The sequence below is a fragment of the Agrococcus sp. UYP10 genome (assembly GCF_040547205.1).
GTDB classification, from domain to species: domain Bacteria; phylum Actinomycetota; class Actinomycetes; order Actinomycetales; family Microbacteriaceae; genus Agrococcus; species Agrococcus jenensis.
Genome location: NZ_JBEPPG010000001.1, coordinates 235,161 through 261,121, shown reverse-complemented (window position 1 = coordinate 261,121; position 25,961 = coordinate 235,161). Strand labels below are relative to the sequence as shown.

Annotated in this window: 26 protein-coding genes; 24 read left to right on the top strand and 2 right to left on the bottom strand. The window is 71.6% G+C overall.

Translation table 11 applies throughout. The features are described from left to right. Positions 1–5 precede the first annotated feature (5 nt). A complete protein-coding gene (locus ABIB37_RS01280; RefSeq protein ID WP_354255714.1) occupies positions 6–1,283 on the top strand; it encodes an MFS transporter in 1,278 nt (425 codons plus the stop codon). A gap of 50 nt (positions 1,284–1,333) precedes the next feature. Here ABIB37_RS01280 and xseA read toward each other — a convergent pair whose 3' ends face one another. Continuing rightward, positions 1,334–2,557, bottom strand: coding sequence for an exodeoxyribonuclease VII large subunit (xseA, locus tag ABIB37_RS01275; protein ID WP_354255712.1), 1,224 nt, complete (start codon positions 2,555–2,557; stop codon positions 1,334–1,336). Positions 2,558–2,629: 72 nt separating this feature from the next. Between xseA and ABIB37_RS01270 the strand changes: the two genes are divergently transcribed. Together ABIB37_RS01270 and ABIB37_RS01265 are read left to right on the top strand one after the other, a co-directional pair. After that, positions 2,630–3,652: a 4-hydroxy-3-methylbut-2-enyl diphosphate reductase gene (locus ABIB37_RS01270; protein WP_354261499.1), complete on the top strand. Its 1,023-nt coding sequence runs from the start codon at positions 2,630–2,632 to the stop codon at positions 3,650–3,652. Between the two features lie 61 nt (positions 3,653–3,713). Next, positions 3,714–4,211, top strand: a complete 498-nt coding sequence (locus ABIB37_RS01265; protein ID WP_354255709.1) for a hypothetical protein — start codon at positions 3,714–3,716, stop codon at positions 4,209–4,211. A gap of 267 nt (positions 4,212–4,478) precedes the next feature. Here ABIB37_RS01265 and fbaA read toward each other — a convergent pair whose 3' ends face one another. Continuing rightward, entirely contained in the window at positions 4,479–5,504 is a 1,026-nt protein-coding gene (fbaA, locus tag ABIB37_RS01260) for a class II fructose-bisphosphate aldolase (RefSeq protein ID WP_354255706.1), read from the bottom strand. 188 nt (positions 5,505–5,692) lie between these two features. On the opposite strand from fbaA, the gene ABIB37_RS01255 reads away from it, so the two are divergent. The 21 genes from ABIB37_RS01255 to ABIB37_RS01155 all read left to right on the top strand — a co-directional run bounded on the left by ABIB37_RS01255 (position 5,693) and on the right by ABIB37_RS01155 (position 25,961). Next, a complete protein-coding gene (locus ABIB37_RS01255; protein ID WP_354255703.1) occupies positions 5,693–7,420 on the top strand; it encodes a dihydroxyacetone kinase family protein in 1,728 nt (575 codons plus the stop codon). Between the two features lie 2 nt (positions 7,421–7,422). After that, positions 7,423–7,878: a ribose-5-phosphate isomerase gene (locus ABIB37_RS01250; protein ID WP_123697339.1), complete on the top strand. Its 456-nt coding sequence runs from the start codon at positions 7,423–7,425 to the stop codon at positions 7,876–7,878. 13 nt (positions 7,879–7,891) lie between these two features. Continuing rightward, positions 7,892–8,650, top strand: coding sequence for a triose-phosphate isomerase family protein (locus tag ABIB37_RS01245; RefSeq protein WP_354255699.1), 759 nt, complete (start codon positions 7,892–7,894; stop codon positions 8,648–8,650). Next, positions 8,647–9,360, top strand: coding sequence for a GntR family transcriptional regulator (locus ABIB37_RS01240; RefSeq protein ID WP_123697341.1), 714 nt, complete (start codon positions 8,647–8,649; stop codon positions 9,358–9,360). The genes ABIB37_RS01245 and ABIB37_RS01240 overlap by 4 nt, the downstream gene beginning before the upstream one ends. 120 nt (positions 9,361–9,480) lie before the next feature. Further along, positions 9,481–10,419, top strand: coding sequence for a sugar phosphate isomerase/epimerase family protein (locus ABIB37_RS01235; RefSeq protein WP_123697342.1), 939 nt, complete (start codon positions 9,481–9,483; stop codon positions 10,417–10,419). 2 nt (positions 10,420–10,421) lie between these two features. After that, complete coding sequence (locus tag ABIB37_RS01230; RefSeq protein WP_354255695.1) at positions 10,422–11,375, top strand: 3-hydroxyacyl-CoA dehydrogenase family protein; 954 nt, start codon at positions 10,422–10,424, stop codon at positions 11,373–11,375. A 23-nt stretch (positions 11,376–11,398) separates the two neighbouring features. Then, positions 11,399–12,169 carry an SDR family NAD(P)-dependent oxidoreductase gene (locus tag ABIB37_RS01225; RefSeq protein ID WP_123697344.1) on the top strand — a complete coding sequence of 257 codons (771 nt, stop codon included), beginning with the start codon at positions 11,399–11,401 and terminating at the stop codon, positions 12,167–12,169. Between the two features lie 133 nt (positions 12,170–12,302). Then, a complete protein-coding gene (locus ABIB37_RS01220) occupies positions 12,303–13,676 on the top strand; it encodes an MFS transporter (RefSeq protein WP_354255691.1) in 1,374 nt (457 codons plus the stop codon). A 160-nt stretch (positions 13,677–13,836) separates the two neighbouring features. Next, entirely contained in the window at positions 13,837–14,847 is a 1,011-nt protein-coding gene (locus ABIB37_RS01215; RefSeq protein WP_354255688.1) for a 4-hydroxythreonine-4-phosphate dehydrogenase PdxA, read from the top strand. A gap of 37 nt (positions 14,848–14,884) precedes the next feature. After that, positions 14,885–15,850, top strand: coding sequence for a tripartite tricarboxylate transporter substrate binding protein (locus ABIB37_RS01210; protein WP_354255685.1), 966 nt, complete (start codon positions 14,885–14,887; stop codon positions 15,848–15,850). Further along, positions 15,847–16,401 carry a tripartite tricarboxylate transporter TctB family protein gene (locus tag ABIB37_RS01205; protein WP_354255682.1) on the top strand — a complete coding sequence of 185 codons (555 nt, stop codon included), beginning with the start codon at positions 15,847–15,849 and terminating at the stop codon, positions 16,399–16,401. Before ABIB37_RS01210 ends, ABIB37_RS01205 begins: the two co-directional genes overlap by 4 nt. After that, positions 16,401–17,909, top strand: a complete 1,509-nt coding sequence (locus tag ABIB37_RS01200) for a tripartite tricarboxylate transporter permease (RefSeq protein ID WP_354255679.1) — start codon at positions 16,401–16,403, stop codon at positions 17,907–17,909. Before ABIB37_RS01205 ends, ABIB37_RS01200 begins: the two co-directional genes overlap by 1 nt. 176 nt (positions 17,910–18,085) lie before the next feature. Then, positions 18,086–19,123: a class II fructose-bisphosphatase gene (glpX, locus tag ABIB37_RS01195; protein WP_123697349.1), complete on the top strand. Its 1,038-nt coding sequence runs from the start codon at positions 18,086–18,088 to the stop codon at positions 19,121–19,123. 106 nt (positions 19,124–19,229) lie between these two features. Next, a complete protein-coding gene (locus tag ABIB37_RS01190) occupies positions 19,230–20,432 on the top strand; it encodes an acyltransferase family protein (protein WP_354255676.1) in 1,203 nt (400 codons plus the stop codon). Between the two features lie 72 nt (positions 20,433–20,504). Continuing rightward, a complete protein-coding gene (locus ABIB37_RS01185) occupies positions 20,505–20,852 on the top strand; it encodes an ArsR/SmtB family transcription factor (RefSeq protein WP_354255673.1) in 348 nt (115 codons plus the stop codon). Next, positions 20,849–21,337, top strand: coding sequence for an SRPBCC domain-containing protein (locus tag ABIB37_RS01180; RefSeq protein ID WP_354255670.1), 489 nt, complete (start codon positions 20,849–20,851; stop codon positions 21,335–21,337). Before ABIB37_RS01185 ends, ABIB37_RS01180 begins: the two co-directional genes overlap by 4 nt. A 130-nt stretch (positions 21,338–21,467) precedes the next feature. Next, positions 21,468–22,094, top strand: coding sequence for a hypothetical protein (locus ABIB37_RS01175; RefSeq protein WP_354255667.1), 627 nt, complete (start codon positions 21,468–21,470; stop codon positions 22,092–22,094). Positions 22,095–22,418: 324 nt separating this feature from the next. Then, a complete protein-coding gene (locus tag ABIB37_RS01170; protein ID WP_354255664.1) occupies positions 22,419–23,627 on the top strand; it encodes a substrate-binding domain-containing protein in 1,209 nt (402 codons plus the stop codon). Continuing rightward, entirely contained in the window at positions 23,624–24,382 is a 759-nt protein-coding gene (locus tag ABIB37_RS01165; RefSeq protein WP_354255662.1) for an ABC transporter ATP-binding protein, read from the top strand. Before ABIB37_RS01170 ends, ABIB37_RS01165 begins: the two co-directional genes overlap by 4 nt. Further along, positions 24,379–25,086 carry an ABC transporter ATP-binding protein gene (locus tag ABIB37_RS01160; RefSeq protein WP_354255659.1) on the top strand — a complete coding sequence of 236 codons (708 nt, stop codon included), beginning with the start codon at positions 24,379–24,381 and terminating at the stop codon, positions 25,084–25,086. Before ABIB37_RS01165 ends, ABIB37_RS01160 begins: the two co-directional genes overlap by 4 nt. Then, positions 25,083–25,961 (top strand): branched-chain amino acid ABC transporter permease, encoded by an 879-nt coding sequence (locus tag ABIB37_RS01155; RefSeq protein WP_354255656.1) that lies wholly within the window; start codon positions 25,083–25,085, stop codon positions 25,959–25,961. Before ABIB37_RS01160 ends, ABIB37_RS01155 begins: the two co-directional genes overlap by 4 nt.

Below are 25,961 nucleotides of genomic sequence, written 5' to 3'. Positions count from 1 at the left end.
ACAGCATGACCGCAGCAACCCAGACCCAGGCGACGCCCGAGCGCCTCGCCGCCGCGCGGAAGGCGGTGATCTCGAGCTCGATCGGCGCAGCCCTCGAGTGGTTCGACATCATCGTCTACGCCTCGTTCGCGGTCGTCATCACGGCGAACTTCTTCCCGGACGCGGGTGCCTACGGGCTCATCCTGACGTTCGCGACCTTCGCGACGACCTACCTCATCCGCCCGCTCGGCGGCATGATCCTCGGCAGCTACGCCGACCGGAAGGGGCGCAAGAACGCCCTCACGATCACGCTGCTGCTCATGATGGTCGGCACGCTGCTCATGGCGATCGCACCGACCTACGCGATGGTCGGCGTCTGGGGCGGCGTCATCATCCTGCTGTCGCGTCTCATCCAGGGCTTCTCGGCCGGCGGCGAGTTCGGCACCGCCACGACGTTCCTCATCGAGACGGCGCCGCACAAGAAGATGTTCTACGCGTCGTGGCAGATCGCGGCGCAGGGCGCGTCGATGCTGCTCGCGTCGGGCTTCGGCTTCGCGCTCAACACCTGGCTCTCGGAGGAGGACCTGTACGCGTGGGGCTGGCGCGTGCCGTTCTTCGTCGGCCTGCTCATCGGCCCGGTCGGCCTCTACATCCGCGCACGGCTGTCGGAGCCGGACGAGCTCGGCACGACTGAGCGCCGCAAGTCCCCGCTCGGCACGCTCTTCCGCGAGCACTGGGGCCGCCTGCTGGCCGGCTCGGCCGTCATCGGCGTCGCCACCATCTCGGTCTACATGATCCTGTACATGCCGACGTTCGCGGTGACGAACCTCGACATCCCGCCGGCCTCCGCCTACCTCGGCGGCGTCGTCGCCGGCACGATCACGGTCTTCGCGTCGCCCTACGTCGGGCACCTCGCCGACCGCTTCGGGCCCGCGCGCATCATGACGTACGCGGCGGTCGCGGCGCTCGTGCTCGCGTGGCCGATCTTCCAGCTGATCGTGAGCCTGCGCAGCGTCGTGGCGCTCGTCGTCGCGATCGCGCTGCTCGGCGTCATCATGGCGTTCTACTTCGCGCCGCTGCCGGGCCTGCTGTCGTCGATGTTCCCCGCCGACATCCGCGGCTCGGGCCTGTCGGTGACGTACAACGTCGGCGTGACGCTGCTCGGCGGCATCGCGCCGCTCGTGCTCACCTGGCTGCTGCAGGCGACCGGCTCGCTCAACGCGCCGAGCCTGTACTACATGGCGATCGCCGTGCTGTCGCTCGTCGGGCTGTACTTCGTGCGGAAGCGCTACGCGCAGCGCTGAGCTCGCACGACGATGCCCCGGTCGCCTCGAGCGACCGGGGCATCGCCGTGTCAGCGCTCGGGATGCGCGGCGCGCACCTCGGCGTCGAGCGTGCCGCTCGCGAGCGTGACGAGCAGCTGTTCGCCGGCGGCGAGGGATGCGGCGTCGCGCGCGACCGAGCCGGTGGCGGTCTGCACCACCGCGTAGCCCCGGTCGAGCGTGGACTGCGGGCTGAGCGCCCGCAGCGTCTGCCGCAGGTGGTCGAGCCGCTGGCCCCCGAGCTCGACGACGCGGCCCGCGAGCTCGTCGGCGCGCGCAGTGAGCCGCGCGAGGTCGTCGGCGCGCGCGTCGATCATCGACTCCGGCCGCGCGAGCGCCGGCCGGGTGCGGAGCGCCTCGAGCCGCTCGGCCTCGCGGGCGACGTGCTGCGTCACGCGGGCGCGCAGCTGCGCGCGGGCCTGCGCGATGCGGGAGAGCTCCTCGGCGACGTCCGGCACGATCCGCTTCGCCGCGTCCGTCGGGGTCGAGGCGCGCAGGTCGGCGACGTCGTCGAGCAGCGGCCGGTCGGCCTCGTGCCCGATCGCCGAGACGATCGGCGTCGTGGCCGCCGCGACGGCGCGCAGCAGGCGCTCGTCGCTGAAGCCGAGCAGGTTCTGGAAGTCGCCGCCGCCGCGCGCGATCACGATGACCTCGACCTCGGGGTCGGCCTCGAGGCGCTCGAGCGCCGCGAGCACCGTCGGCACCGTCTGGTCGCCCTGCACCGCCGCGTGCTCGACCCGGAAGCGCACGCCGGGCCAGCGCAGCTGCGCGTTGCGCAGCACGTCCTTCTCGGCGTCGGAGTCGCGGCCGGTGATGAGGCCGACGGTGCCGGGCAGGAAGGGGAGCGGCCGCTTGCGCGCGGCGTCGAACAGCCCCTCGGCGGCGAGCGATCGGCGGAGCGCCTCGAGCCGCGCGAGCAGGTCGCCCAGCCCGACGTGCCGGATCTGCGCCGTCACCATCGAGAGGGTGCCCGCGCGCGGCCAGTAGTCGGGCTTCACGAGCAGCACGGCGCGGTCGCCCTGGCGGAACTCGCCCTCGATGCGCGAGAGCGTCGAGCTCCAGACGTTGAACGACACCGTCGAGTCGGTCGAGACGTCCTTGAGCTTGCCGAAGACGTTGCCGCGCGACGCCGACCACTGCGTGATCTCGCCCTCGACCCAGAGGTAGCCGAGCCGGCCGATGTAGGACTTCAGCTCGCCGCCGAGGCGCTCGACGCTCCACGGCTCGTCGGGCGTGCCGGTGATCCGCTCGGCCATGCAGCTCCCGTCCTCCGCGGCGCCACGCTCGGGCGCCTCCTCGTCAGTCCAACGTAGACTGGGCGGGTGACGATCACGAACGGACGAGTCCCGCTCGACGCCCCGCGTCCCGCGCTCCGCCGGGGTCGGCTCCAGGACCGCCCCGTCGACGGTGGCAAGCACATCCTGCTCGCGACGCCGCGCGGCTACTGCGCGGGCGTCGACCGAGCGGTGCTCGCGGTCGAGAAGGCCATCGAGCAGTACGAGGGCCCCATCTACGTGCGCAAGGAGATCGTGCACAACAAGCATGTCGTCTCGACGCTCGAAGAGCAGGGAGCGATCTTCGTCGACGAGGTGGATGCGGTGCCCGAGGGCGCACGCGTCATCTTCAGCGCGCACGGGGTGAGCCCCGCGGTGGTGCAGGCGGCCGCCGACCGCGGCCTCGACGCGATCGACGCGACCTGCCCGCTCGTGACGAAGGTGCACCGCGAGGCCGTTCGGTTCGCGCGCGACGACTTCGAGATCCTGCTCGTCGGCCACGAGGGCCACGAGGAGGTCGAGGGCACGGCGGGCCACGCGCCCGATCGCGTGACGATCGTCAACAACCCCGACGAGGCCGACACCGTGCAGGTGCAGAATCCCGACAAGCTCGTCTGGCTCAGCCAGACGACGCTCTCGGTCGACGAGACGATGGAGACGGTGCGACGGCTGCGCGCGCGCTTCCCGAACCTGCAGGACCCGCCCAGCGACGACATCTGCTACGCGACGCAGAACCGGCAGGTCGCGATCAAGAAAGTCGCGCCCGACGCCGACCTCGTGATCATCGTCGGCAGCGCGAACTCGTCGAACTCGGTGCGGCTCGTCGAGGTCGCCCTCGAGTACGGCGCGAAGGCCGCTTACCGCGTCGACTACTCGACCGAGATCCAGCAGGAGTGGCTCGAGGGCGTGCGCTCGATCGGCGTCTCGAGCGGCGCGAGCGTGCCAGAGGGCCTCGTGCGCGAGGTGCTCGCCGAGCTCGAGGATGCCGGCTACCGCGACGTCACCGAGGTGCGGACGGCCGAGGAGGACCTCATCTTCTCGCTCCCCAAGGAGCTGCGCCCGAGCCGCAACCGCTGACGCGTCGGCGCCGAGCAGTCGTTCCTGGCGCGCTCCCAGCGGCCCTGGATACGCTCGCGGCATGACGGATCAGCAGCTTCGAGACGAGGACAGCACGCAGGCGACCGCGGCGGGCGCAGCCGGCGACGGCGGCGCCGGGATCGCCCCCGAGGGCACCGACGCGGTGCGCCAGGTTAGTGCGATCGACACCGATCAGGTCGACGACGACGAGGGCGCGGTCGGCGCCGTCTCGACGACCCCGGTGGACGACGGCGACGTCGCCGACCCCGATCAGTGGGCCGACCGCATGGCCGCCGGCGAGGACTTCGACGAGTCGATGGGCGACCCCGCGGACGACGACCGCGTGCTCGCGACCGACGAGCTCGACGAGATCGACGACGACGACGCGCCCGAGGGCGCTGAGGCGCACGACGAGGAGCACGAGGGCGACGACCCCGCCGACATCCCCGACGAGCACGGCGGCACGCAGGCGGGCATCGACAGCGACGACAACGGCGTGGACGACACCGTCCTCCCCGAGGGCACCGACAGCATCGTCGACGACACCGACTGGGAGTGACTCCTCCTCAACCGGTCCAGTGGTGCGCCGACGGGATAATCGCGTCGCAGAACCACCTGCCCGGTTGAGAGATCGACGAAGCGCCCCTCCGCGGAGGGGCGCTTCGTGCGTCGTGCAGCGGCGGGGGAGACCGGGGGCCATGCCGAGCGGGGGTCGGCGGCGCCATCGTCGTCGACCGCCGCTCCTAGCCGCCGTCTTCTGAACGTCGCCGGTGGTCACACGACGGGCTGAGCGCCTCGTGCGACCACCGGCGACGTTGAGAGGGTGCTACTTGCCGGACCAGCCGGCCGAGCCGAGCTGCTGCGTGGCCGAGACGACGCGGGCGGCCATCGCCGACTCCGCCGCCTTGCCCCAGGCGCGCGGGTCGTAGGCCTTCTTGTTGCCCACCTCGCCGTCGACCTTCAGCACGCCGTCGTAGCCCGAGAACATCGAGCCCGCGACCGAGCGCGTGTACGCGTACTGCGTGTCGGTGTCGATGTTCATCTTGATGACGCCGTTGCGCACCGCCTCGGCGATCTCCTCGTCGGTCGAGCCGGAGCCGCCGTGGAAGACGAGGTCGAGCGGCTTCTCGCCGGTGCCGTACTTGGCCGCGATGCCCGCCTGGATCTCGCCGAGCAGCTCGGGCCGCAGCTGGACGTTGCCCGGCTTGTAGACGCCGTGCACGTTGCCGAAGGTGAGCGCCGCCATGTAGCGGCCCTGCTCGCCGAGGCCGAGCGCCTCGACCGTCGCGATCGCGTCGTCGAGCGTCGTGTAGAGCTGGTCGTTGATCTCGTGGCTGACGCCGTCCTCCTCGCCGCCGACGACGCCGATCTCGACCTCGAGCACCTGGCCGAGCGCGTGCGTGCGGGGGAGGATCTGCTTCGCGATCTCGAGGTTCTCCTCGAGCGGCACCGACGAGCCGTCCCACATGTGCGACTGGAAGAGCGGGGCGCGGCCCGCACGGACCTCCTCCTCGCTCGCGTCGAGCAGCGGGAAGACGAACCCGTCGAGGGCGTCCTTCGGGCAGTGGTCGGTGTGCAGCGCCACCGTGATCGGGTAGGCCTTCGCGACCTCGGTCACGAAGCGGGCGAAGGCGATCGCGCCGCCCGCGCGGTTCTTGACGCTCTGGCCGGCGAAGAAGTCGGCGCCGCCGGTCGTGACCTGGATGATGCCGTCCGAGCCCGCCTCGGTGAGGCCCTGGAGCACGGCGTTGATCGTCGACGACGACGACACGTTGATGGCGGGGTAGGCGAAGGCGTGCTGCTTGGCCTTGTCGAGCATGGCTGCGTACTGCTCGGTGGTCGCGACGGGCATCCTTGGACTCCTGACTCGTCTGGTCGCGGGCCCGGGTGCCGGGCCGCGCGGGATCGGCATCAGTCTAGGTCGGGGGAGGTGCGAGTCCGAGGGCGGATGCGCGCGAGCGGGGTGACAGCGAACCCAACTTCCTATAGGATTTCCGGGAGTGCCCGCCCCGCATGGGGTTCCTATATGAGGAGAGCGCAATGACGCGGCTGTTCAACGATCCGTCCCAGTTCGCCGACGAGATGATCGAGGGCTTCGCTGCAGCAGCCTCGCGCTGGGTGCAGGCCGCCCCGGGCGGCGTGGTCCGCTCCACGAAGGCCGAGGAGCCCACCGTCGCGCTCGTGATCGGCGGCGGCAGCGGCCACTACCCGGCCTTCGGCGGCCTCGTCGGCCCCGGCCTCGCGCACGGCGCCGCGATGGGCAACCTCTTCGCCTCGCCCTCGGCCCAGCAGGTCTACGCGATCGCCAAGCAGGCCGACCAGGGCCTCGGCGTGCTGCTGAGCTACGGCAAGTACGCGGGCGACGTGCTGCACTTCGACCAGGCGCAGGAGCGCCTGCGCGCCGAGGGCATGGATGTGCGCACCGTCACCGTCACCGACGACATCTGGAGCGCGCCCAAGGACCGGCTCGACGAGCGCCGCGGCATCGCGGGCGACCTCGCCGTCTTCAAGGTCGCGGGCGCCGCGGCGCAGGCGGGCTACGACCTCGACGGCGTCGAGCGCGTCGCCCAGACCGCGAACGCGCGCACGCGCTCGTTCGGCGTCGCGTTCTCGGGCTGCACCCTGCCCGGCGCGACCGAGCCGCTGTTCTCGGTGCCCGAGGGCAAGATGGCCGTCGGCCTCGGCATCCACGGCGAGCCCGGCATCGACGAGGTCGACGTGCCGACCGCCGACGAGCTCGCGGAGCTCTTCGTCGAGAAGCTGCTCGACGAGGTGCCCGAGGGCGTCGAGGTCGAGGGCTCGCGCGTCGTGCCGCTGCTCAACGGCCTCGGCAGCGTGAAGTACGAGGAGATGTTCGTCGTCTACCGCCGGGTGCACGCGCTGCTCGAGGAGCGCGGGCTCACGATCGTCGAGCCCGAGGTGGGCGAGCTCTGCACGAGCTTCGACATGGCGGGCGTCTCGCTCACGCTCCTGTGGCTCGACGACGAGCTCGAGCGCCTCTGGTCGGCCCCCGCCGACAGCGCCGGGTTCCGCAAGGGCTCCGTCGCGCCGCAGCAGCAGGCAGACGCGGTCGAGGCGATCATCGCCACCCACGACGTGCCCGAGTCGACCGCCGAGTCGCGCGACGCCGCGCACCTCATCGCGGCATCGCTCGCGGCGGTCGCCGATGCGATCGACGAGGCGGCCGAGGAGCTCGGCCACATGGACTCCGTCGCCGGCGACGGCGACCACGGCATCGGCATGCAGCGCGGGTCGCGCGCGGGCAGCGACGCGGCGACCGCGGCGCTCCGCGCCGGCGCCGGCGCGAAGACGACGCTCACGTGGGCGGCCGACGCGTGGAGCGACCGCGCGGGCGGCACCTCTGGCGCGATCTGGGGCGAGATGCTCCGCACCCTCGGCGAGCACGTGGGCGACGACCGCCACGTCACCTCCCAGACGGTCGCCGACGGCATCGTCGCCGCGAAGGACGCCGTGATGGCGTTCGGCAAGGCGAAGGTCGGCGACAAGACGATGGTCGACGCGATCGTGCCGTTCTCCGACGACCTCTCCCGCCGCATCGCCGACGGCCAGCGCCTGCGCGACGCGTGGGGGCACTCCGCCGGCGTGGCCGACGAGGCCGCCCAGGAGACCGCGGCGCTCGCCGCGACGCTCGGGCGCGCGAAGTCGCACGGCGACAAGTCGATCGGCACGCCCGACCCGGGCGCCGTGTCGTTCGCGCTCATCTGCAGCACCATCTACGACGTCCTCACCACAGACAGGGAGCAGTGACCATGGCGATTCGCCTGATCGTCGGCAGCGACAAGGCCGGCTTCGACTACAAGGAGATCCTCAAGCGCGACATGGAGGCGCACGAGCTCGTCGAGTCCGTCGTCGACGTGGGCGTCGACGACGCCGACGGCGCCACCTCCTACCCCAAGGTCGCGATCGAGGCCGCCGAGCGCATCGCGCGCGGCGAGGCCGACCGCGCGCTGCTCGTGTGCGGCACGGGCCTCGGCGTCGCCATCGCGGCGAACAAGGTCACGGGCATCCGCGCCGTCACCGCCCACGACTCGTTCTCGGTCGAGCGCGCGGTGCTCTCGAACGACGCGCAGGTGCTCTGCATGGGCCAGCGCGTCGTCGGCATCGAGCTCGCCCGCCGCCTCGCCAAGGAGTGGCTGACGTACACCTTCGACCCGTCGAGCCACTCGCAGGCGAACGTCGACGACATCTGCGCGTACGAGGGCTGATCGCTTGTCCGGGATGCTGATTGGCTCGAGCCTGAAGATGTACTTCGGGCGCGCGCGCACGCTCGAGTGGACGCGCGCCGTCGCCGCCATCTGCGCCGAGCACCCCGCGGTGCAGGGCGGTGTCGTCGAGCCGTTCGTCATCCCCACCTTCCCGTCCATCCCCGAGGTCGTCGCGATCGCGTCGGATGCGCGGATGCTCGTGGGCGCGCAGGACCTGCACTGGGAGGACTCGGGCGCCTTCACCGGCGAGGTGTCGGCCCCGGAGCTCGCCGAGCACGGCGTCTCGCTCGCCGAGATCGGCCACGCCGAGCGGCGCGCGATGTTCGGCGAGAGCGACGCCACCGTCGCGCTCAAGGTCGCGGCGGCGCTCCGCAACGGCATCGCCCCGGTGCTGTGCATCGGCGAGACCGACGAGGGGGCGCCCGCCGCGGCGGCCGCCGCGTGCATCCGCCAGCTCGAGGCGTCGCTCGCGCTCGCCCGGGAGGCGGACGCGATCGGCAGGCTCGTCGTCGCCTACGAGCCCGTGTGGGCGATCGGCGCCCCGCGACCGGCGGGGGACGACCACATCCGAGCGGTCGCGAGCGCGCTGCGCGAGCACCTCGCCGACGACCAGCTCGACGCGCAGGTGATCTACGGCGGCAGCGCCGGCCCGGGGCTGCTGCCGCGCATCGCCGACAGCGTCGACGGCATGTTCCTCGGCCGCTTCGCGCACGACCCGGCGGCGTTCGGCACCATCCTCGACGAGGCGCTCGCGCTGCGGGGCGCGCGATGACCGCGCAGCTGCCCCTGCGGGTGGGCGACCTCGAGCGGCGCGGCCTGCGCGACCGCGTCTATGAGCTCATCCTCGAGATGCTGCTCGAGGGCGACGTCGAGCCCGGCTCGCGGCTGTCGATCGACTCGCTCGCGAAGCAGCTCGACGTCTCGCCGACGCCCGTGCGGGAGGCGATGGTGCAGCTCGAGCGCACCGGCCTCGTCACGCGCGAGGCGCTCAAGGGCTACCGGGTGGCCCCGCCGCTCGGGCGCGAGCAGCTCTCGGAGCTCTTCGACGCCCGCCTCATGCTCGAGCTCGAGGCCACGCGCCTCGCCGCCCCGCGCGCGCAGGCGGTGCTCGACGAGCTGCGCCTCGCGCACCGGCTGCACCAGGAGTGCGCGGACCGTGTCGTCGAGGCGATGGAGCGCGACGCCGACGTGCCGGTGCGGACGACGCAGGACTACTTCGAGGCCGACAGTGCGTTCCACCGGGCGATCTTCGCCGCCGCGGGCAACCGCTACCTCGTCGGCATGCACGAGGACCTCGGCGCCATGACCCACCGGCTCCGGCAGGCGGTGCTGCGCGGCACGAGCGACGTCCGCGAGGCGCACAGCGAGCACGAGCGCGTGCTCGAGGCGCTCGAGCGCGGCGACGCCGAGGCGGCGACCGCCGCGATGCGCGCGCACATCGAGGGCGTTCGCCTGCGCTCCGTGCGCGACGAGTCGGCGTAGGGGAGCGGTGCACGGCCGAGCGTCCATGCGGCGGGGTTGCGCGCCGAGCGTTATCAGATTACCTTTCCTATAGGATCTTTTCGAGGCCGAGCGGCCCACCGATGCAACGGAGCAGACGAGATGGCAGACCAGCACGCATTCACCGCAGAGACCTGGCCCATCGCCACGTGCCTGCACGGCATCCCGCCCGTGTCGCGCGACGGCGTCGCGCTCCATGACGCGACACCGGAGGTCTGGGACGCGGCGTTCGCGCAGGTCGCGGACGTCGGCTTCTCGCTCGCGGAGCTCGCCGACAGCCACATCCGCCCCGCGGACCTCGAGCCCAGCCGCAAGGACGAGCTCTTCTCGATCCTCGACGCGCACGGCATCCGCTTCCCCTCGGTGCACCTGCAGCGCCAGAGCGTCATCATGCCCGGTCACGAGGAGCGCAACCTCGCGTACGCCCACCGCACGATCGACGCGGCCGCCGAGTGGGGCATGGAGGTCTTCTCGACCGGCCTGCACGAGCCGTTCAGCGACGCGCAGCGCAAGGCGCTGTGGTTCTGGACCGCGCAGGGCCCGGTGAACGACCCCGACGACCCCGAGCTGTGGGCGGCCGCCGTCTCGCGCCTCCGCGAGCTCGGCACGCACGCCGCCGAGGTGGGCCTCAAGATGTCGCTCGAGATGTACGAGGACACCTTCCTCGGCACCGCCGACTCGGCCGTGCGCCTCGTCGAGGAGATCGGGCTCGACAACGTCGGCCTCAACCCCGACATCGCCAACCTCATCCGCCTCCACCGGCCGATCGAGGACTGGCGCGAGATGCACGCGAAGACGCTGCCCTACGCGAACTACTGGCACGTCAAGAACTACACCCGCGACGAGGCCGCCGACGGCTCGTGGGCCACGAGCGTGCCGAGCTCGATGGAGGCCGGCCTCATCAACTACCGCCAGGTCGTGCGCGACGCCCTCGAGCTCGGCTTCGACGGCATCTTCCTCATGGAGCACTACGGCGGCGACAGCCTCGGCAACTGCTCCACCAACCAGCGCTACCTGCGCTCGCTCCTCCCGAAGGGCTGAACATGACCACGAAGACCATCGCCGTCGTCGGATCCGGCTACATGGGCGGCGGCATCGCCCAGGTGCTCGCGCTCGCCGGCTACGACGTGCAGATCGCCGACATCAGCGCCGAGATCGCGCAGCAGAACCGCGCGCGCCTGCTCGAGGAGGCGGCGCAGTTCGCCGCCGACGGCCTCTTCCCGGCCGCCGCCGTCGAGCGCATCGAGGCCAAGCTGACCGCCGCGGAGTCGATCGAGTCGGCCGTCGCCGACGCCGACTTCATCGAGGAGGCCGTGCCCGAGAAGATCGAGATCAAGCACGCGACGCTCGCGCGCATCTCGGCCGCGGCTCGGCCCGACGCCATCATCGGCTCGAACACGTCGACGATCCTCATCGGCTCGCTCGCCGAGGCCGTCGAGCACCCCGAGCGCTTCCTCGGCGTGCACTTCTCGAACCCGGCGCCCTTCATCCCGGGCGTCGAGCTCATCGCGCACGCGGGCACCGACGAGTCGGTGCTCCCGGTGGTCGAGGAGATCGTCGCGGCGACCGGCAAGGAGACGGCCCGCGTCGGCGACGCGACCGGCTTCGTGCTCAACCGGCTGCAGTACGCCCTCTTCCACGAGGCCACCCAGCTCGTGGAGGAGGGCGTCGCGACGCCCGACGACATCGACACGATCGTGCGCACGACCTTCGGCTTCCGCCTGCCGGTCTTCGGGCCGTTCGCGATCGCCGACATGGCGGGCCTCGACGTGTACGCGTTCTGCTACGCATCGCTGCAGAGGCGCTGGCCCGAGCGCTTCGCGACGCCGGACTCCCTCAAGGAGCTCGTCGACGCCGGCAAGTTCGGCACGAAGACCGGCGCCGGCTACCTCGACGTGCCCGCCGAGCGCACCGCCGAGCTGGTCGCCTACCGCAACAAGGCGTACGTGGCCATCAAGCAGCTCATGGACGAGCTCGGCCCGGCCCCCATCCACTGATCCGCGAGAGGCATCCGCACACCATGGCAACCGCTTTCCCCGAGTCCAAGACCGTCGTCCTGACCGGCGCGGCCTCCCCGCGCGGCATCGGCCGCGCATCCGCCCACCACCTGGCCGAGCTCGGCTGGAACGTCGGCATCATCGACCTCGACGCGGATGCGGCCAAGGCCGTCGCCGCCGAGATCGCCGAGCAGCACGGCGTGCAGGCCGCGGGCGCCGGCGCGAACGTGGCAGACGAGGCGCAGGTGCGCGCCGCCTTCGACGAGCTCGAGGCGGCGCTGCCGCAGGTCGTCGCGCTCGTCAACCTCGCGGGCGTCTCCAGCCCGGTGCCGTACCTCGAGGTCACGGCCGACGAGTGGAACCGCGTCATGGGCATCAACATGAACGGCGTGCACTACGCGACGCGCCGCGCAGTCGAGTCGATGGTGCAGCACGGCGTCGGCCGCGTCGTGAGCCTGTCGTCGGTCTCGGCGCAGCGCGGCGGCGGCACCTTCTCGAAGACCGTCTACTCGGCGGCCAAGGCCGGCGTGATCGGCTTCACCCGCTCGGTCGCCCGCGAGCTCGGCCCGCAGGGCGTGACGGTCAACGCCATCTCGCCCGGCCCGATCGACACCGACATCATGGGCGGCACGCTCACCGAGGAGCGCAAGGCGGCCATGGCGGCCGACGGCGTGCTCCCGCGCATCGGCACGCCGCGCGACATCGCGGCGGCCATCGCCTACCTGATCTCCGAGGACGCCGGATTCGTGACGGGCCAGACCCTGAACGTCGACGGCGGCCTCTACATGCACTGAGCCATGCGGCACTGGTCGAAGTCCCGCATCCTGTTCCTCGCCCTCGGCATCGTGCTCGTCGGTGTGGGACTGTGGCTCCTGCTCCCATCCATCCTCTGACGAACCACCCGATCCGCACTCAAAGGAGAGTTCTGTGTCCGACACGGCTCTGAGCGCGAAGTCCCCGGCGAACCCCGCCCTCGACTCCGCCATCAAGAAGGCCGCCAAGCATCTGATGCCGATGCTGGTGATCCTGTACTTCGTCGCCTTCCTCGACCGCACGAACGTCGGCTTCGCGGAGGACGCGCTGCAGATGGACCGCGGCATCTCGGCGGGCGCGTTCGCGCTCGGCGCGGGCATCTTCTTCATCGGCTACGCCATCTTCGAGATCCCCTCGAACCTGCTGCTGAAGAGGTTCGGCGCCCGCTTCTGGCTCGCGCGCATCGCGATCACGTGGGGCATCGTCGCCGCCGCGTTCGCGTTCGTCACGGACGACACGTCGTTCATCGTCCTGCGCTTCCTGCTGGGCGTCACCGAGGCCGGTCTCTTCCCGGGCGTCATCCTCTTCCTCTCGGAGTGGTTCCCGAACAAGCACCGCGTGCAGATGTTCGCGATCTTCTACCTCGCGCAGCCGTTCTCGCAGATGCTCGGCGCGCCGCTCTCCGGCGGCCTCATCAGCTTCGGCGAGACGCTCACCCCGTGGGCCGGCTGGCAGGTCATGTTCTTCGTCGAGGGCATGCTGGCCGTCGTCGCGGGCATCGCCGCGATCTTCCTGCTCATCAACGGCCCGCAGGACGCGAAGTGGCTGGACGCGGACGAGAAGCGGGCGCTCATCGACGTGATGGCCAAGGAGGACACGGTCCGCGAGTCCGACGGTCCGACCGGGATCTGGCGCGCGATGGGCAACTGGAAGGTGTGGTACTTCACCATCATCTACTTCTGCCTGCAGATCGCGGTCTACGGCACCACGTTCTACCTGCCGCAGCAGGTCGCGAACCTGCTGGGCCAGGACGTCGGCTGGCAGGTCGGCCTGGTCGCGGCCATCCCGTGGCTCGTCGGCCTCTTCGCCTGCTACTTCTTCGGCAAGGCAGCCAACACGATCGTCCGCCGCCGCAACTGGGGCACGGCGTTCTACATCATCACCGGCGTCGCGATCCTCGCCTCGGCGTGGGCGGGCGCGAACGGCCAGCCGATCCTCGGCATCCTGTTCATCACCATCGCGGTGGCGAGCTTCCTCTCGGTGGGACCGATCACCTGGTCGTACCCGACGGCGTTCCTCACCGGCACGGCGGCGGCGGCGGGCATCGGCCTCATCAACTCGCTCGGCAACCTCGGCGGCTTCGTCGCGCCGCTCATGCGCACGGGCATCAACGAGGCCGTGCCGACCGACTCCGGCGCGTGGGGCGTCGTGTCGCTCGGCGTCTTCGCCTTCCTCGCGGCGGCGATGCTCTTCGGCACGAAGTTCTTCAGCGCCAAGGCCGACTCGCTGCTCGAGGAGGACGCCGACACGGTGGCCCCCGGCCACTGATCGCGTCGCGCACGCACCCCTGGACGGGGCTGGGAGCTCGCTCCCGGCCCCGTCCTCGTCGTTACCGGATCGATGCAGAGCGAGGTGTGGATCCTCGCTGCTATTTCCTATAGGATTCTCAGAACGCCATCGATCGGCGCCCTGGACACGACGGAGTGACATGACGCAGCAGACCTCGCGACCCCGCATCGCGCTCACCTTCGGCGACCCGGCCGGTGTCGGCCCGGAGCTCGTCGCACGCCAGCTCGCGCAGGCCTCGACGACCGAGGCCGCCGACATCCTGCTCATCGGCGACGAGCAGGAGCTCACCGACGCGATGGCGGATGCCGGCGTCGAGTTCGCCTGGACGCGCGAGGCCGGCACCGGTGTGCCGCAGCTCATCGACAACGGCGGCGAGCGCCCCGAGGGCGGCTTCGTGCGCCAGCAGGCCACCCGCGAGGGCGGGCAGTGGGCGATGGCGAGCCTCCGCACGGCGCTCGAGCTGTCGAAGGCCGGCGAGGTCGACGCGATCGTCTTCGCCCCGCTCAACAAGTCGTCGCTCCACCTCGCGGGCATGCAGGAGAACGACGAGATGTCGTGGTTCGAGACCGTGCTCGACGATGGCACCGCCGCGACCGAGCTCAACGTGCTGCCCGAGCTGGTCACGGCGCGCGTGACGAGCCACTGCTCGCTCGCCGAGGTCGCCGGCCTCATCGACTTCGACCTCGTCGTCGAGCGCGGCGAGCTGCTCGAGCGCGTGCTGCGCGCCCGCGGCATCGAGGCGCCGCGCATCGGCGTCTGCGCGCTCAACCCGCATGCGGGGGAGTCGGGCAAGTTCGGCCGCGAGGAGATCGACATCATCGCCCCCGCCATCGAGGAGCTGCGCTCGCGCGGCGTCGACGCGAGCGGGCCCTTCCCGAGCGACACGATCTTCCTCAAGGCCCGCGACGGCGCCTTCGACGGCGTGCTGACGATGTACCACGACCAGGGCCAGATCGCCGTGAAGCTGCTCGGCTTCGACCGCGGCGTGACGATGGCCGGCGGCCTCAGCGTCGCCGTCACCACGCCCGCCCACGGCACGGCCTTCGACGTCGTCGGCCAGCGCGTCGCCTCCACCGGCGCGTACGAGCACGCCTTCAGCACCGCCGTCGGCGTCGGTGCGCAGCGCCGCGCGGCGCGCGAGCTCGCCTAGACCCCTCCCTCCCACCACCCACAGCAAGGAACCGACAATGAAGTCACGCACCACTACGGCCCTCATCGGCGCCGTCGCCGTCGCAGCCCTCGCCGGCTGCTCGAGCACCTCGGGCGCGCCCGCCGCAGACGGCGCGTTCGAGCCCCAGGACGTCCGCATGATCGTCCCGTTCTCGGCGGGCGGCGGCTCCGACGCCTCCGGCCGCGCGATCGCCTCGGGCCTCGAGGCCGCGAGCGGCGCGACCGTCACGGTCGAGAACCGCGAGGGCGGCTCCGGCGCCGTCGGCTACTCGCACCTGTTCGCGCAGGAGGGCAACCCCAACTACCTGCTCGCCTCGGAGACCACCCTGCTGTCGCTGCCGCTCACGACGGAGGTCGACTACGACTACGAGTCGTTCACCCCGATCATGAAGCTCGGCGACGACTACACGCTCGTCGTCGTGCCGGCCGACAGCCCCTTCGAGACCTGCACCGATGTCGTCGACGCGGCCAAGTCCGACGGCGTGGTCGTCGCGGTCTCGGGCGCCATCAGCCTCGACGAGATCGTCTTCTCGCTCATCGAGCAGGACCAGGACGTCACCTTCGACCGCGTGCCCTACGAGAGCGGCAGCGAGGTCATCGCCGGCCTGCTCGGCGGCACCGTCGAGGTCGGCTCGCTCAACCCGGGCGAGGTGCTCGGCCAGCTCGAGTCCGGCGACCTGCGCGCGCTGTGCTCGCTCTCCGAGGAGCGCTACGAGTACGAGCAGATCGCCGAGGTCCCCACGGCGATCGAGCAGGGCATCGACGTGGCCTTCGCCCAGTGGCGCGGCTTCATCGCCCCGGGCGGCATCAGCGACGAGGCGCGCGACTACTGGATCGCCGCTGCGGAGGAGTACGCCGCGAGCGAGGAGTACACGGCCTACATCGAGGAGAACCTCATGCAGCCGAACGCCATCTACGGCGACGAGTTCGTCGAGTACCTCGGCCAGAACTCGGCCGACCTCGAAGCGGCGCTGGCAGAGTGACGCTCTCGCCCAGGATCGTCAGGGCCGCGTCCAGCGCGGCCCTGGCGCTCCTGGGCCTCGCTGCAGCCATCGGCGGATGGGGCTACGGCGTCGCCCAGGAGAACGGACAGATCGGACCGGGGTTCCTGCCCGTCGCGCTCGGCATCATCATCGTCGTGCTCGCCGGCGTGGACACCGCCTCCATCCTGCTGCGGCGCGAGCCCGCCCACCCGGCGGAGCAGCTCACGGGCGTCGAGGCGGAGGCTGACGCCGCCGCGATCGACACGGTCGAGGAGTCGCCCGACATCGACGCGCTCGGCCGCTCGCAGCGCCAGCGCAACCGCATGCTCGTCGTCGTCGGCGGCATGCTGCTCGGCGCGCTGCTGCTCGTGCCCGTGCTCGGCCTGCTCATCTCGCTCGGCGTGCTCATGCTCACCATCGCGATCGTCGTCGAGCGACGGCCGATCATCTCGTCGATCATCGTCAGCGTCGTCGCCGTCGGGATCGTCCACCTCATCTTCGGGGTGCTCCTCAACGTGCCCCTGCCCACCGGGCTGATCGGACTCATCTGATGCTCGACAACCTCATCCTGGGCTTCCAGACCGCCCTCACGCTCGAGAACGTGCTCTGGTGCGCGGTCGGCGTCGTGCTCGGCACCGTCATCGGCCTGCTGCCGGGCCTCGGCTCGACCACCGGTGTCGCCGTGCTGCTGCCGCTCACCTTCGTCATGGAGCCCGTGACGGCGCTCATCATGCTCGCCGGGATCTACTACGGCGCGCAGTACGGCGGCACGATCACCTCGGTGCTCATCTCGACCCCCGGTGAGGCCGCGAGCGTCGTCACGACGCTCGACGGCTACCAGATGGCGAAGCGGGGGAGGGCGGGTGCGGCGCTGGCGATCAGCGCGATCGGCTCGTTCATCGCCGCGATCATCTCGCTCGCGCTGCTGATGGCGCTCGCGCCACCGCTCGCGAGCATCGCGCTGGAGTTCCAGCCGGTCGAGATGTTCGCGATCATGATCCTCGGCCTCGTGATCGTCGTCACGTTCCAGGGCGGCGCGCTCGTGCGCGGCGGGCTCATGGCGGCGCTCGGCCTGCTCGTCGCCACCGTCGGCATCTTCCCCGGCACCGGCAGCACGCAGCGCTTCACGTTCGACAACGTCAACCTGCTCTCTGGCATCCCGTTCGTCGAGGTGATGATCGGCATCTTCGCGCTCGGCGAGGTGCTGTACCAAATCCGCGTCGGGGCGGCGAAGCCCATCCGTGCCCGCTTCAAGGACATGGTGATCAAGCGCAAGGACATCACCGACTCCATGCCGGCGATCCTGCGCGGCTCGGGCATCGGCTTCCTGCTCGGGATGCTGCCGGGCGCCGGCTCGACGCTGGCGTCGTTCATGTCGTACGGCATCGAGCGCCGCGTCAGCAAGAACAAGGCGAACTTCGGCAAGGGCGCGATCGAGGGCGTCGCGAGCCCGGAGAGCGCGAACAACGCGGCCGCGAACGCCAACTTCGTGCCGACCCTCGCGCTCGGCATCCCCGGCGGCGCGACCACGGCCGTGCTGCTCGGAGCGTTCACGATCTTCGGCATCCAGCCGGGCCCGCAGCTGTTCGAGACGCAGCCCGAGCTCGTCTGGGGCCTGCTCGTCTCGTTCTTCATCGGCAACGTGCTGCTGCTCGTGCTCAACCTGCCGCTCGCGCCGGTGTTCGCGCAGATGCTGCGGATCCCGTACGGCTACCTGTACCCGATCATCCTGCTGACGTCGCTCGTCGGTGCCTACTCCGTGGGCAACAACATGTTCAGCGTGTGGCTCGTGCTCATCTTCGGCGTGCTCGGCTACCTCATGAAGGAGCTCGACCTGCCGCTCGCGCCGTTCGTGCTCGGCCTCGTGCTCGGCCCGCTCTTCGAGAAGGCGCTCGTGCAGACGAGCGCGATCGGCCAGGGCGACCTGGGCGTCGTCTTCCAGAGCCCCATCGCCGTCGGCGTGCTGCTGCTCGCCGTGGTGATGGTGCTGCTGCCGCGGCTCATCGGGATGGCCCGCGGCGCGCTCCGCCGCCGCAAGGAGCAGGCACTCGTCGGCTGACGGCGAGCAAGACCTGCATCCGCTGCCGGTGAGGAGCGGATGCGTGGACGAAGGCCGGATCGGGACCCGCGACACCCCGATCCGGCCTTTCGCGTCGGCGAAGGAACCGCGGGACTTTCGGCGCCCGGGTGGCGGGTCCGACGCATCCCCTCACTACGCTCGAAGCAGGCTCACCGATGGAGGACACCGTGGCACCCGTGGCGCAGCAGCTCGACTCGCAGAAGGCCCCCGTCTTCGACAACCCCGACCGCAACCTCGCGATGGAGCTCGTCCGCGCGACGGAGGCCGCGGCCATCCGCGCGGTGCCGTTCATCGGCCGCGGCGACAAGAACGCCGCCGACGGCGCGGCGGTGGATGCGATGCGCACGTTCCTCGCGACCGTCGCGTTCGACGGCGTCATCGTCATCGGCGAGGGCGAGAAGGACGAGGCGCCCATGCTGTTCAACGGCGAGCACGTCGGCAACGGCCGCGGCCCGTCGTGCGACATCGCCGTCGACCCGATCGACGGCACCTCGCTCACCGCCGCCGGTCGCCAGAACGCGCTCAGCGTCATCGCCGTCGCCGACCGCGGCACGATGTACGACCCCGTCGACGCGTTCTACATGGACAAGCTCGTCGCCGGGCCCGAGGCGATCGGCGTCATCTCGCTCGAGCAGTCGATCGGCGACAACATCCGCGAGCTCGCGAAGGCGAAGCGCCGCGACGTCGAGGAGATCGTCGTCGCCGTGCTCGACCGCCCGCGGCACGCCGAGCTCATCGAGGAGATCCGGGCGGCAGGCGCAGGCACGCGCCTCATGCGCGACGGCGACGTGGCCGGCGGCATCAACGCATCCCGTTGGGAGAGCCGCATCGACATGTGCGCCGGCGCCGGCGGCACGCCCGAGGGCGTCATCACCGCGTGCGCGATCAAGGCGCTCGGCGGCTTCATGGAGGGACGCCTCTCGCCGCAGAGCGACGAGGAGCACCGCAAGGTCATCGCCGCGGGCCACGACCTCACCCGCGTGCTCGCGCTCGACGACCTCGTCTCGAGCGACAACACCTACTTCGTCGCCACGGGCGTCACCGACGGCCAGCTGCTCGACGGCGTGCGCCGCAAGGGTCCGCTGATCCGCACCGAGTCGCTCGTGCTGCGCTCCAAGACCGGCACGGCGCGCCGCGTCATCGCCGAGCACCGCGCCGAGAAGTGGCTCGAGAAGGACTCGCACCGCGACTGACCGCCCCGTCCGCCGAACTTCCCTCTAGTGCGGGTTCTGCGCCGCGAAACCCGCCGTTCGGGGAAGCTCGAGGGTTCGGGAGGCGGCGATGCGGGACGATGGACGGGTGAGCGGCTCCGCGCGGTGGGTGGGCATCGACCTCGCACGGCTCGTCGCCGTCGCGGGGATGATGGCGTCGCACACGCTCGCCTTCGCGGAGCCCGAGCCGGGACCCGGCGTCGTCGCGCTCATCGACGGGCCGCCGTCGACGCTCTTCGCCGTGCTCGGCGGCGTCAGCGTCGCGCTCGCCGCGCGATCGCGGCTCGAGGCCGGGCAGCGGGCCGCGGCAGTGCGGGCGACCGTCGCGCGCGGACTGGTGGTGCTCGTGCTCGGGCTGCTGCTCGCGCCGATCGCCTCGGCCGTGTACGTCGTGCTCGCGCCGTTCGGGCTCGCGATCGCGGCGGCATCCGTGTTCCTGCTGCTGCCGACCTGGGCCGTCGCCGCCGTCGCGCTCGTGCTGGCGGGCTCGGTCGGCTGGCTCGTCGCCGTCGCGCGCGATCGGCTCGGCGTGCTCCCCGAGACGAGCTCGATCGTGACGATCGTGGCAGACCCGCCCGGGACGCTGCAGGACATCGCGCTCACGGGCGTCTACCCCGCGCTCGTCTGGCTCGTCTACCTGCTCATCGGGATGCTCGTCGCCCGGTCGCTGACGTCGGCGCGGTCCCGCAGCCGGGAGCGCCCGGCCCTCCTCGTGCTCGCGGGCGTCGGCGCCGTCCTCGTCGCGCTCGGCGTCGCCGCGAGCGAGCTCGGGCTGCGGCTCATCGGAGCGCGGTACCCGGGCGGGCCGGAGCTCGCCCGTGACGACCTGCTCGCGAACGGCTACGGCGCGGTCCCGGGCGTCGAGCCCGTCTGGCAGCTGCTCGCCGCGCCGCACACGGGCACGCCCGCCGACATCGCCCGCACCGTCGGCATCGCGCTCCTGGTGATCGCGCTGCTGTCGCTGGTCGTGATCGCACTGCCGCGCGGCTCGGCCCGCGCGATCGAGCCGCTGCGCGCAGCCGGCGCCGCGCCGCTCTCCATCTACGTCGTGCACGTCACCCTGCTCTCGGCGCTCGTGCCCCTCGCGCAGGGGCCGGCGGGCTGGCTCGCCGCCGGATGGCTCGCATGGGCGCTGCAGGTCGCCATCGCGATCGCGCTGGGAGCGCTGCTCGCGAGCGCCGGTGCCCGCGGTCCGCTCGAGACGGTGGTCGGCGGATGCGCGGACGCCGCAGCCGGCAGGGCGCGCGAGGCGCCGCCGTCCGCACCGATCGGATCCGACACCCGGGGTTGACATCCGCCGCGGCGTCGCCGTACATTGCCAACTAGTTATAGAACCAAGAGGTGATGGACAGAGGTGGTGGACATGGCGCACGGGCTCGACGACGAGGCGCTCGACCGCATCTTCGCCGCGCTCTCCGACCGCACGCGCCGCCGCATCCTGCTGCGGCTGCGGTCGGGCCCTGCCACCGTCACCGAGCTCACCGCGCTCGCCGGGCTCAGCCAGCCGGCCGTCTCGAAGCACTGCAAGGTGCTCGAGGAGGCCGGGCTGATCCGCGCCGAGCGCGACGCGCAGCGCATCCACCGGATCATCGAGCTCGCGCCGCTCATCCGGGCTGCCGTCTTCGTCTCGCAGTTCGAAGAGGAGGTCGACGCCCGACTCGACCGCCTCGAGGCGCACCTCACGTCGGGGACCGACAAGGAGCCATCATGAAGACCCAGTTCAGCATGCCCGACGACACCTCGATCGCCTACGAGCGCACCTTCACCGCGCCGGCGTCCGAGGTCTGGCGGGCCTACACCGACCCCGAGATCGTCCGCACGTGGCTGCTCGGGCCCAACCCCGAGACCGAGTTCCCCGTGTGCGAGATGGACATGCGCACCGGCGGCTCGTTCCGCTGGGTGTGGGTCGACGCGCAGGGCGAGCTCGAGATCCACGGCGACATCCTCGAAGCGGAGGAGCCGCACCGCCTCGTCAGCACCGAGCACATGGGCGGGTCCGCGATGGGCGGCATGGAGCTCCCGCCCACGGACAACGTCGTCACCTTCGTCGAGGCGGATGGCGTGACCACGATGCGCACCGTCATCACCTACGCGTCGAAGGAGATGCGCGACGGCGCCTACGCGAGCGGCATGGCCGAGGGCATCGACGCCGGCTTCGACCGGCTCGACGACCGGTGGTCGGAGCTCGCCCGCTGACGGCACGCTGCCGGGGGACCCGTTCCCGGCTCGCGGACCCGAGATCAGGGGTCCGCGAGCCGGGATCGGGTCCCTCTCGCTGTCGCGGCCGCGCATGCGACACTGGCGCCACCCGGAGAGCGGAGGGGCGATGCAGCTGAGCGCTTGGGGGATCGATCCTCGCTGGCCCGACGACATGGCGATCACGATCGACGACCACCCCACGTTCCTCCTGGAGCTGCTGTGGATCCGGGACGCCTATGGCCTGCAGCCGGCCGGCGACGCGCCGCCGCTGCTCGTCGACGCGCCCGCGACCCAGGGCACGACTCCGGATGCGGCGGTCTGGGAGGCGGCGTGGCCGGAGCTCTGGGGCGGCGCGCTGCGCCATGCGGGGAGCGGGATCGAGCCGGGGCTGCTCGAAGCCATCGATCGTGCAGCGCTCGGGTCCTCGGAGCGGCACGAGCTGTTCGAGCGGCTGCTCGGACCGCGCTGGGCGATGCGCTTCGGCGGCAGTGCGCTCGACGTCAGCTTCCTCGGCTGGAACGAGCGGCACGTCGATCGCCTCATGCGGGGTTGGTCGCACCGGCACGAGGACGAGCCCGAGTTGAAGGCCCTCGGCGCGCTCATCCCGGCGTGGCGAGCGGGGCTCACCCGCATCGTCACGATCCCGTGCCACGGCGAGCACACCCGACGGATCGGCACCTCGGCCCTGCTCATGACCGACGCGACGCGCGCGGACCCGGCGCGCTTCGCCGCGGCGCTCGACACCTTCCGCTGAGCGGGTCGCGCCGCTCGGGCGACGGGTGGCGCTGCTCGCGAGGGGTGGGCCAGCAGCCCCACCTGTCGTGGGCTCGCCCACCTGTCGCAGCTGCGGCCACCCGTCGCGAGCCGAGCTCGCGCGGCAGCCGCCCCCCCCGCTCCGATCATCACGATCCGGTCACGGTGGCGGCGGCGGTTTGACACGCGGCGCGCCTCGTCGCATGCTGGACCTGAAACCTGAACCACCTGTCAGGTTATGGTCACCGTGAAGCCGCACGACGGAGTGCTCGCTCGCCCGCCGAGCATGCGCCAGCTGAGGCTCGCACTGCTCGAAAGGCAACTCATGCGCAGGACAACGAAGTTCGCCGGCGTGGGCATCGCCCTCGCTGCGCTCGCGCTCACGGCGTGCGCGCCCACCACCGCACCGGCCCCCTCCGCCGGGAGCAGCGACGGCGGCGAGGAGAGCGTCGCCGTCAACGTCGGCATGATCACGTCGATCACCGGCCCGCTCGCCGCCTACGGCGAGAGCTACCAGCAGGGCTTCGAGGCCGGCCTCGACTACGCCACCGACGGCACCGGCGAGATCGAGGGCATCGACCTCACGATCGAGTGGATCGACGACCAGGGCAACCCCGACACCGCCGTCACGCAGGCGAAGGACGTCATCGGCCAGGGCTTCCAGATCATCGGCGGCTCCGCGGCCTCCGGCGTCTCGCTCGCCGTCGCCGAGCAGGCGGCGCAGAACAACACGCTCTTCCTCTCCGGCCCCGCCGCGGCCGACGCGATCACGGGCGTCAACGACCAGACCTTCCGCTCGGGCAGGCAGACGCTGCAGGACGTCGCGACCGCCGCGACCTTCCTCGACAGCGTCGAGGGCTCGAACATCGTCGTGTTCGCGCAGGACAACGCGTTCGGCCAGGGCAACGTCGCCTCGGTGCAGGCCGTGCTCGGCGGCGAGGGCGCGACCGTCACGCCCATCCTGGTCGCCGAGGACGCGACCGAGTTCACCCCCTTCGCCCAGCAGATCTCCGCGGCCTCGCCCGACCTCGTCTTCGTCGCGTGGGCCGGTGCGACGACCGGCGCGATGTGGGAGGCGCTCGCGCAGCAGCAGGTGCTCGAGTCGACGACCGTCGTCACGGGCCTCGCCGACCGCGCGTCGTACCAGGCCTACGGCCCCGGCTCCGCCGACATCCAGTTCCTCAACCACTACTTCCCGGGCGCGACCGACACCGAGCCCGCGCAGGCGATGGACGCGTTCCTCGAGGAGGCGGGGCAGGAGGCCGACCTCTTCACCGTCGACGGCTTCGTGGGCGCGCAGATGCTCGTGCACGCGATCACCGAGGGACGCGGCGACGTCGACGCGATGATCGCCGCGCTCGAGGGCTGGACCTTCGAGTCGGTCAAGGGCGAGCTCACGATCCGCGCCGAGGACCACGCGCTCATCCAGCCGATGTTCCAGGTGCGGCTCGTCGACGAGGGCGGCACGTGGGCGCCGGAGCTCGTGCAGGCGATCGACGCCGAGATGGTCGCGCCCCCGGTCGCGGGCCAGTGAGGGCCGACCGGCCCGCGCTCGAGCTGGACGCCGTCGGGCTGCAGATCGGCGGTGCGCGGATCCTGCGCGACGTCACGATGCAGGTCGCGACCGGCGAGATGATCGGGGTCATCGGCCCCAACGGCGCGGGCAAGACCACGCTGTTCAACATCATCTCGGGCGTCGCCGTCCCGACGAGCGGCAGGGTGCTGCTCGGCGGGGACGACGTCACCGGTCAGCGGGTGCACCAGCGGGCGCGAGCCGGTCTCGGCCGCACGTTCCAGACCTCGAGCGTCTTCGCCGGCCTCACGGCGGGCGAGAACGTGCGCCTCGCGGCGCAGGCGAGGCTCGGGGGAGCGACGAGCCCCTGGCGGTTCCCGCGCGCCGACGATGAGGCGAGCGGCGTCGCGCTGCGCTGCCTCGAGGAGGTCGGGCTCGACCACCACCGCGGCACCACCGCGGGCGTGCTCTCGCACGGCGACAAGCGCAAGCTCGAGATCGCCATGCTCGTCGCCACCGAGCCGCGGGTCGTGCTGCTCGACGAGCCGATGGCGGGCGTCGGCTCCGGTGACGTCGCCGGGCTCGTCGAGGTCATCCGCACGCTGCATCGCTCCGGCCGCACCGTGCTGATGGTCGAGCACCACATGGAGGTGCTGCTCGGCCTCGTCGACCGCGTCGCGGTCATGCACCACGGCGAGCTGCTCGCCATCGACACGCCGAAGGCCGTCATGGCCGACCCGGCTGTGCAGAAGGCCTACCTCGGGGAGTCCGTGTGAGCGCCATCCTGACCGTCCGCGGACTCGACGCCCACATCGGCGGCCAGCAGGTCGTCGAGGACGTCTCGTTCGACGTCGCCGAGCAGGGCGTCACCGCGCTGCTCGGCCGCAACGGCGTCGGCAAGTCGTCGACCATCAAGGCGCTCCTCGGCCTCACCGAGCGCACCGGCGAGGTGACGTTCGCAGGCGCCCGCATCGACGGGCTGCTCACGCACCGCATCGTGCAGCGCGGCATCGCCTACGTGCCCGAGGATCGCGAGGTCTTCGGCGGCCTCACGGTGGAGGAGAACCTGCGGCTCGCGGAGCGCGGCGGCGCCCCCAACCGGGCGATCGTCGCCGAGCTCTTCCCCGAGCTCATCGAGCGCGCCAAGCAGCAGGCCGGCACGCTCTCCGGCGGGCAGCAGCAGATGGTCTCGCTCTCGCGCGCGCTCATGAACGAGAATCGCCTGCTGCTCGTCGACGAGCCGACGAAGGGGCTCGCGCCGCTCATCGTCGGCACCGTCACGACGGCGCTCGAGGCCGCCGCCGACCGCACGCCCATGCTGCTCGTCGAGCAGAACCTGCAGGTCGTGCGGGCGCTGGCGCACACCGTCGTCGTGCTCTCGGGCGGCCGCGTGGTGCACACCGGCCCGGCCGCCGAGTTCCTCGACTCCGACCTCGTGCACCGCCACCTCGGCGTCGCGACCGACCAGGAGGCCGCGTGACCACCGTCCTGCTCCTGCTCATCACCGGCGTCGGGCTCGGGGCCCTCTACTTCCTGGTGGCGAGCGGCCTCTCGCTCATCTACGGGCTCATGGGGGTGCTCAACTTCGCCCACGGCTCGTTCCTCACGCTCGCCGGCTTCCTCGGCTGGGAGGTCGGCCGCCGCGTGGGCGACGGGAGCTGGGGCGGCCTGCTCGTCGGCATGCTCGTCGGGCTCGTGGTCGGCGCGCTCGTCGCCGCGATCACCGAGCTCGTCTTCATCCGCCCGCTCTACAACCGGCACATCGAGCAGGTGCTCGTCACCGTCGGGCTCGGGCTCGCCTCGGTCGCGCTCTTCGAGGGCATCTGGGGCACCGACCCGATCCAGATCCGGCTGCCGGAGTGGCTCGGCCAGACGACGAACGTGCTCGGCGCGAACATCCCGAACGACCGCTGGCTGCTCATCGGCTCCGCGGCGGTCGTGCTCGCGCTCATCGTGCTGTTCCTGCAGCGCACGAGCTACGGCCTCGTCATCCGCGCAGGGGTCGAGAACCGCACGATGGTGACCGCGCTCGGCATCGACGTGCGACGCGCGTTCACGATCGTCTTCGCGATCGGCGGCGCCGCCGCGGGGCTCGGGGGCGTGCTCGCCTCGGTGTACTACGGCCAGGTCGGCGCGCACCAGGGCACGTCGCTGCTCATCTACGCCTTCATCGTGACCGTGATCGGCGGGCTCGGCTCGCTGTCGGGCGCCGCGATCGCCTCGGTGCTCGTCGCCGTCATCCAGCAGTTCGCGAACTTCTACCTCGGCGGCACCGGCGACCTCGCGGTCGTGCTCGCGCTCGCCGCGGTGCTGCTCGTCCGACCGACCGGCCTCATGGGCAAGGTCACGCACTAG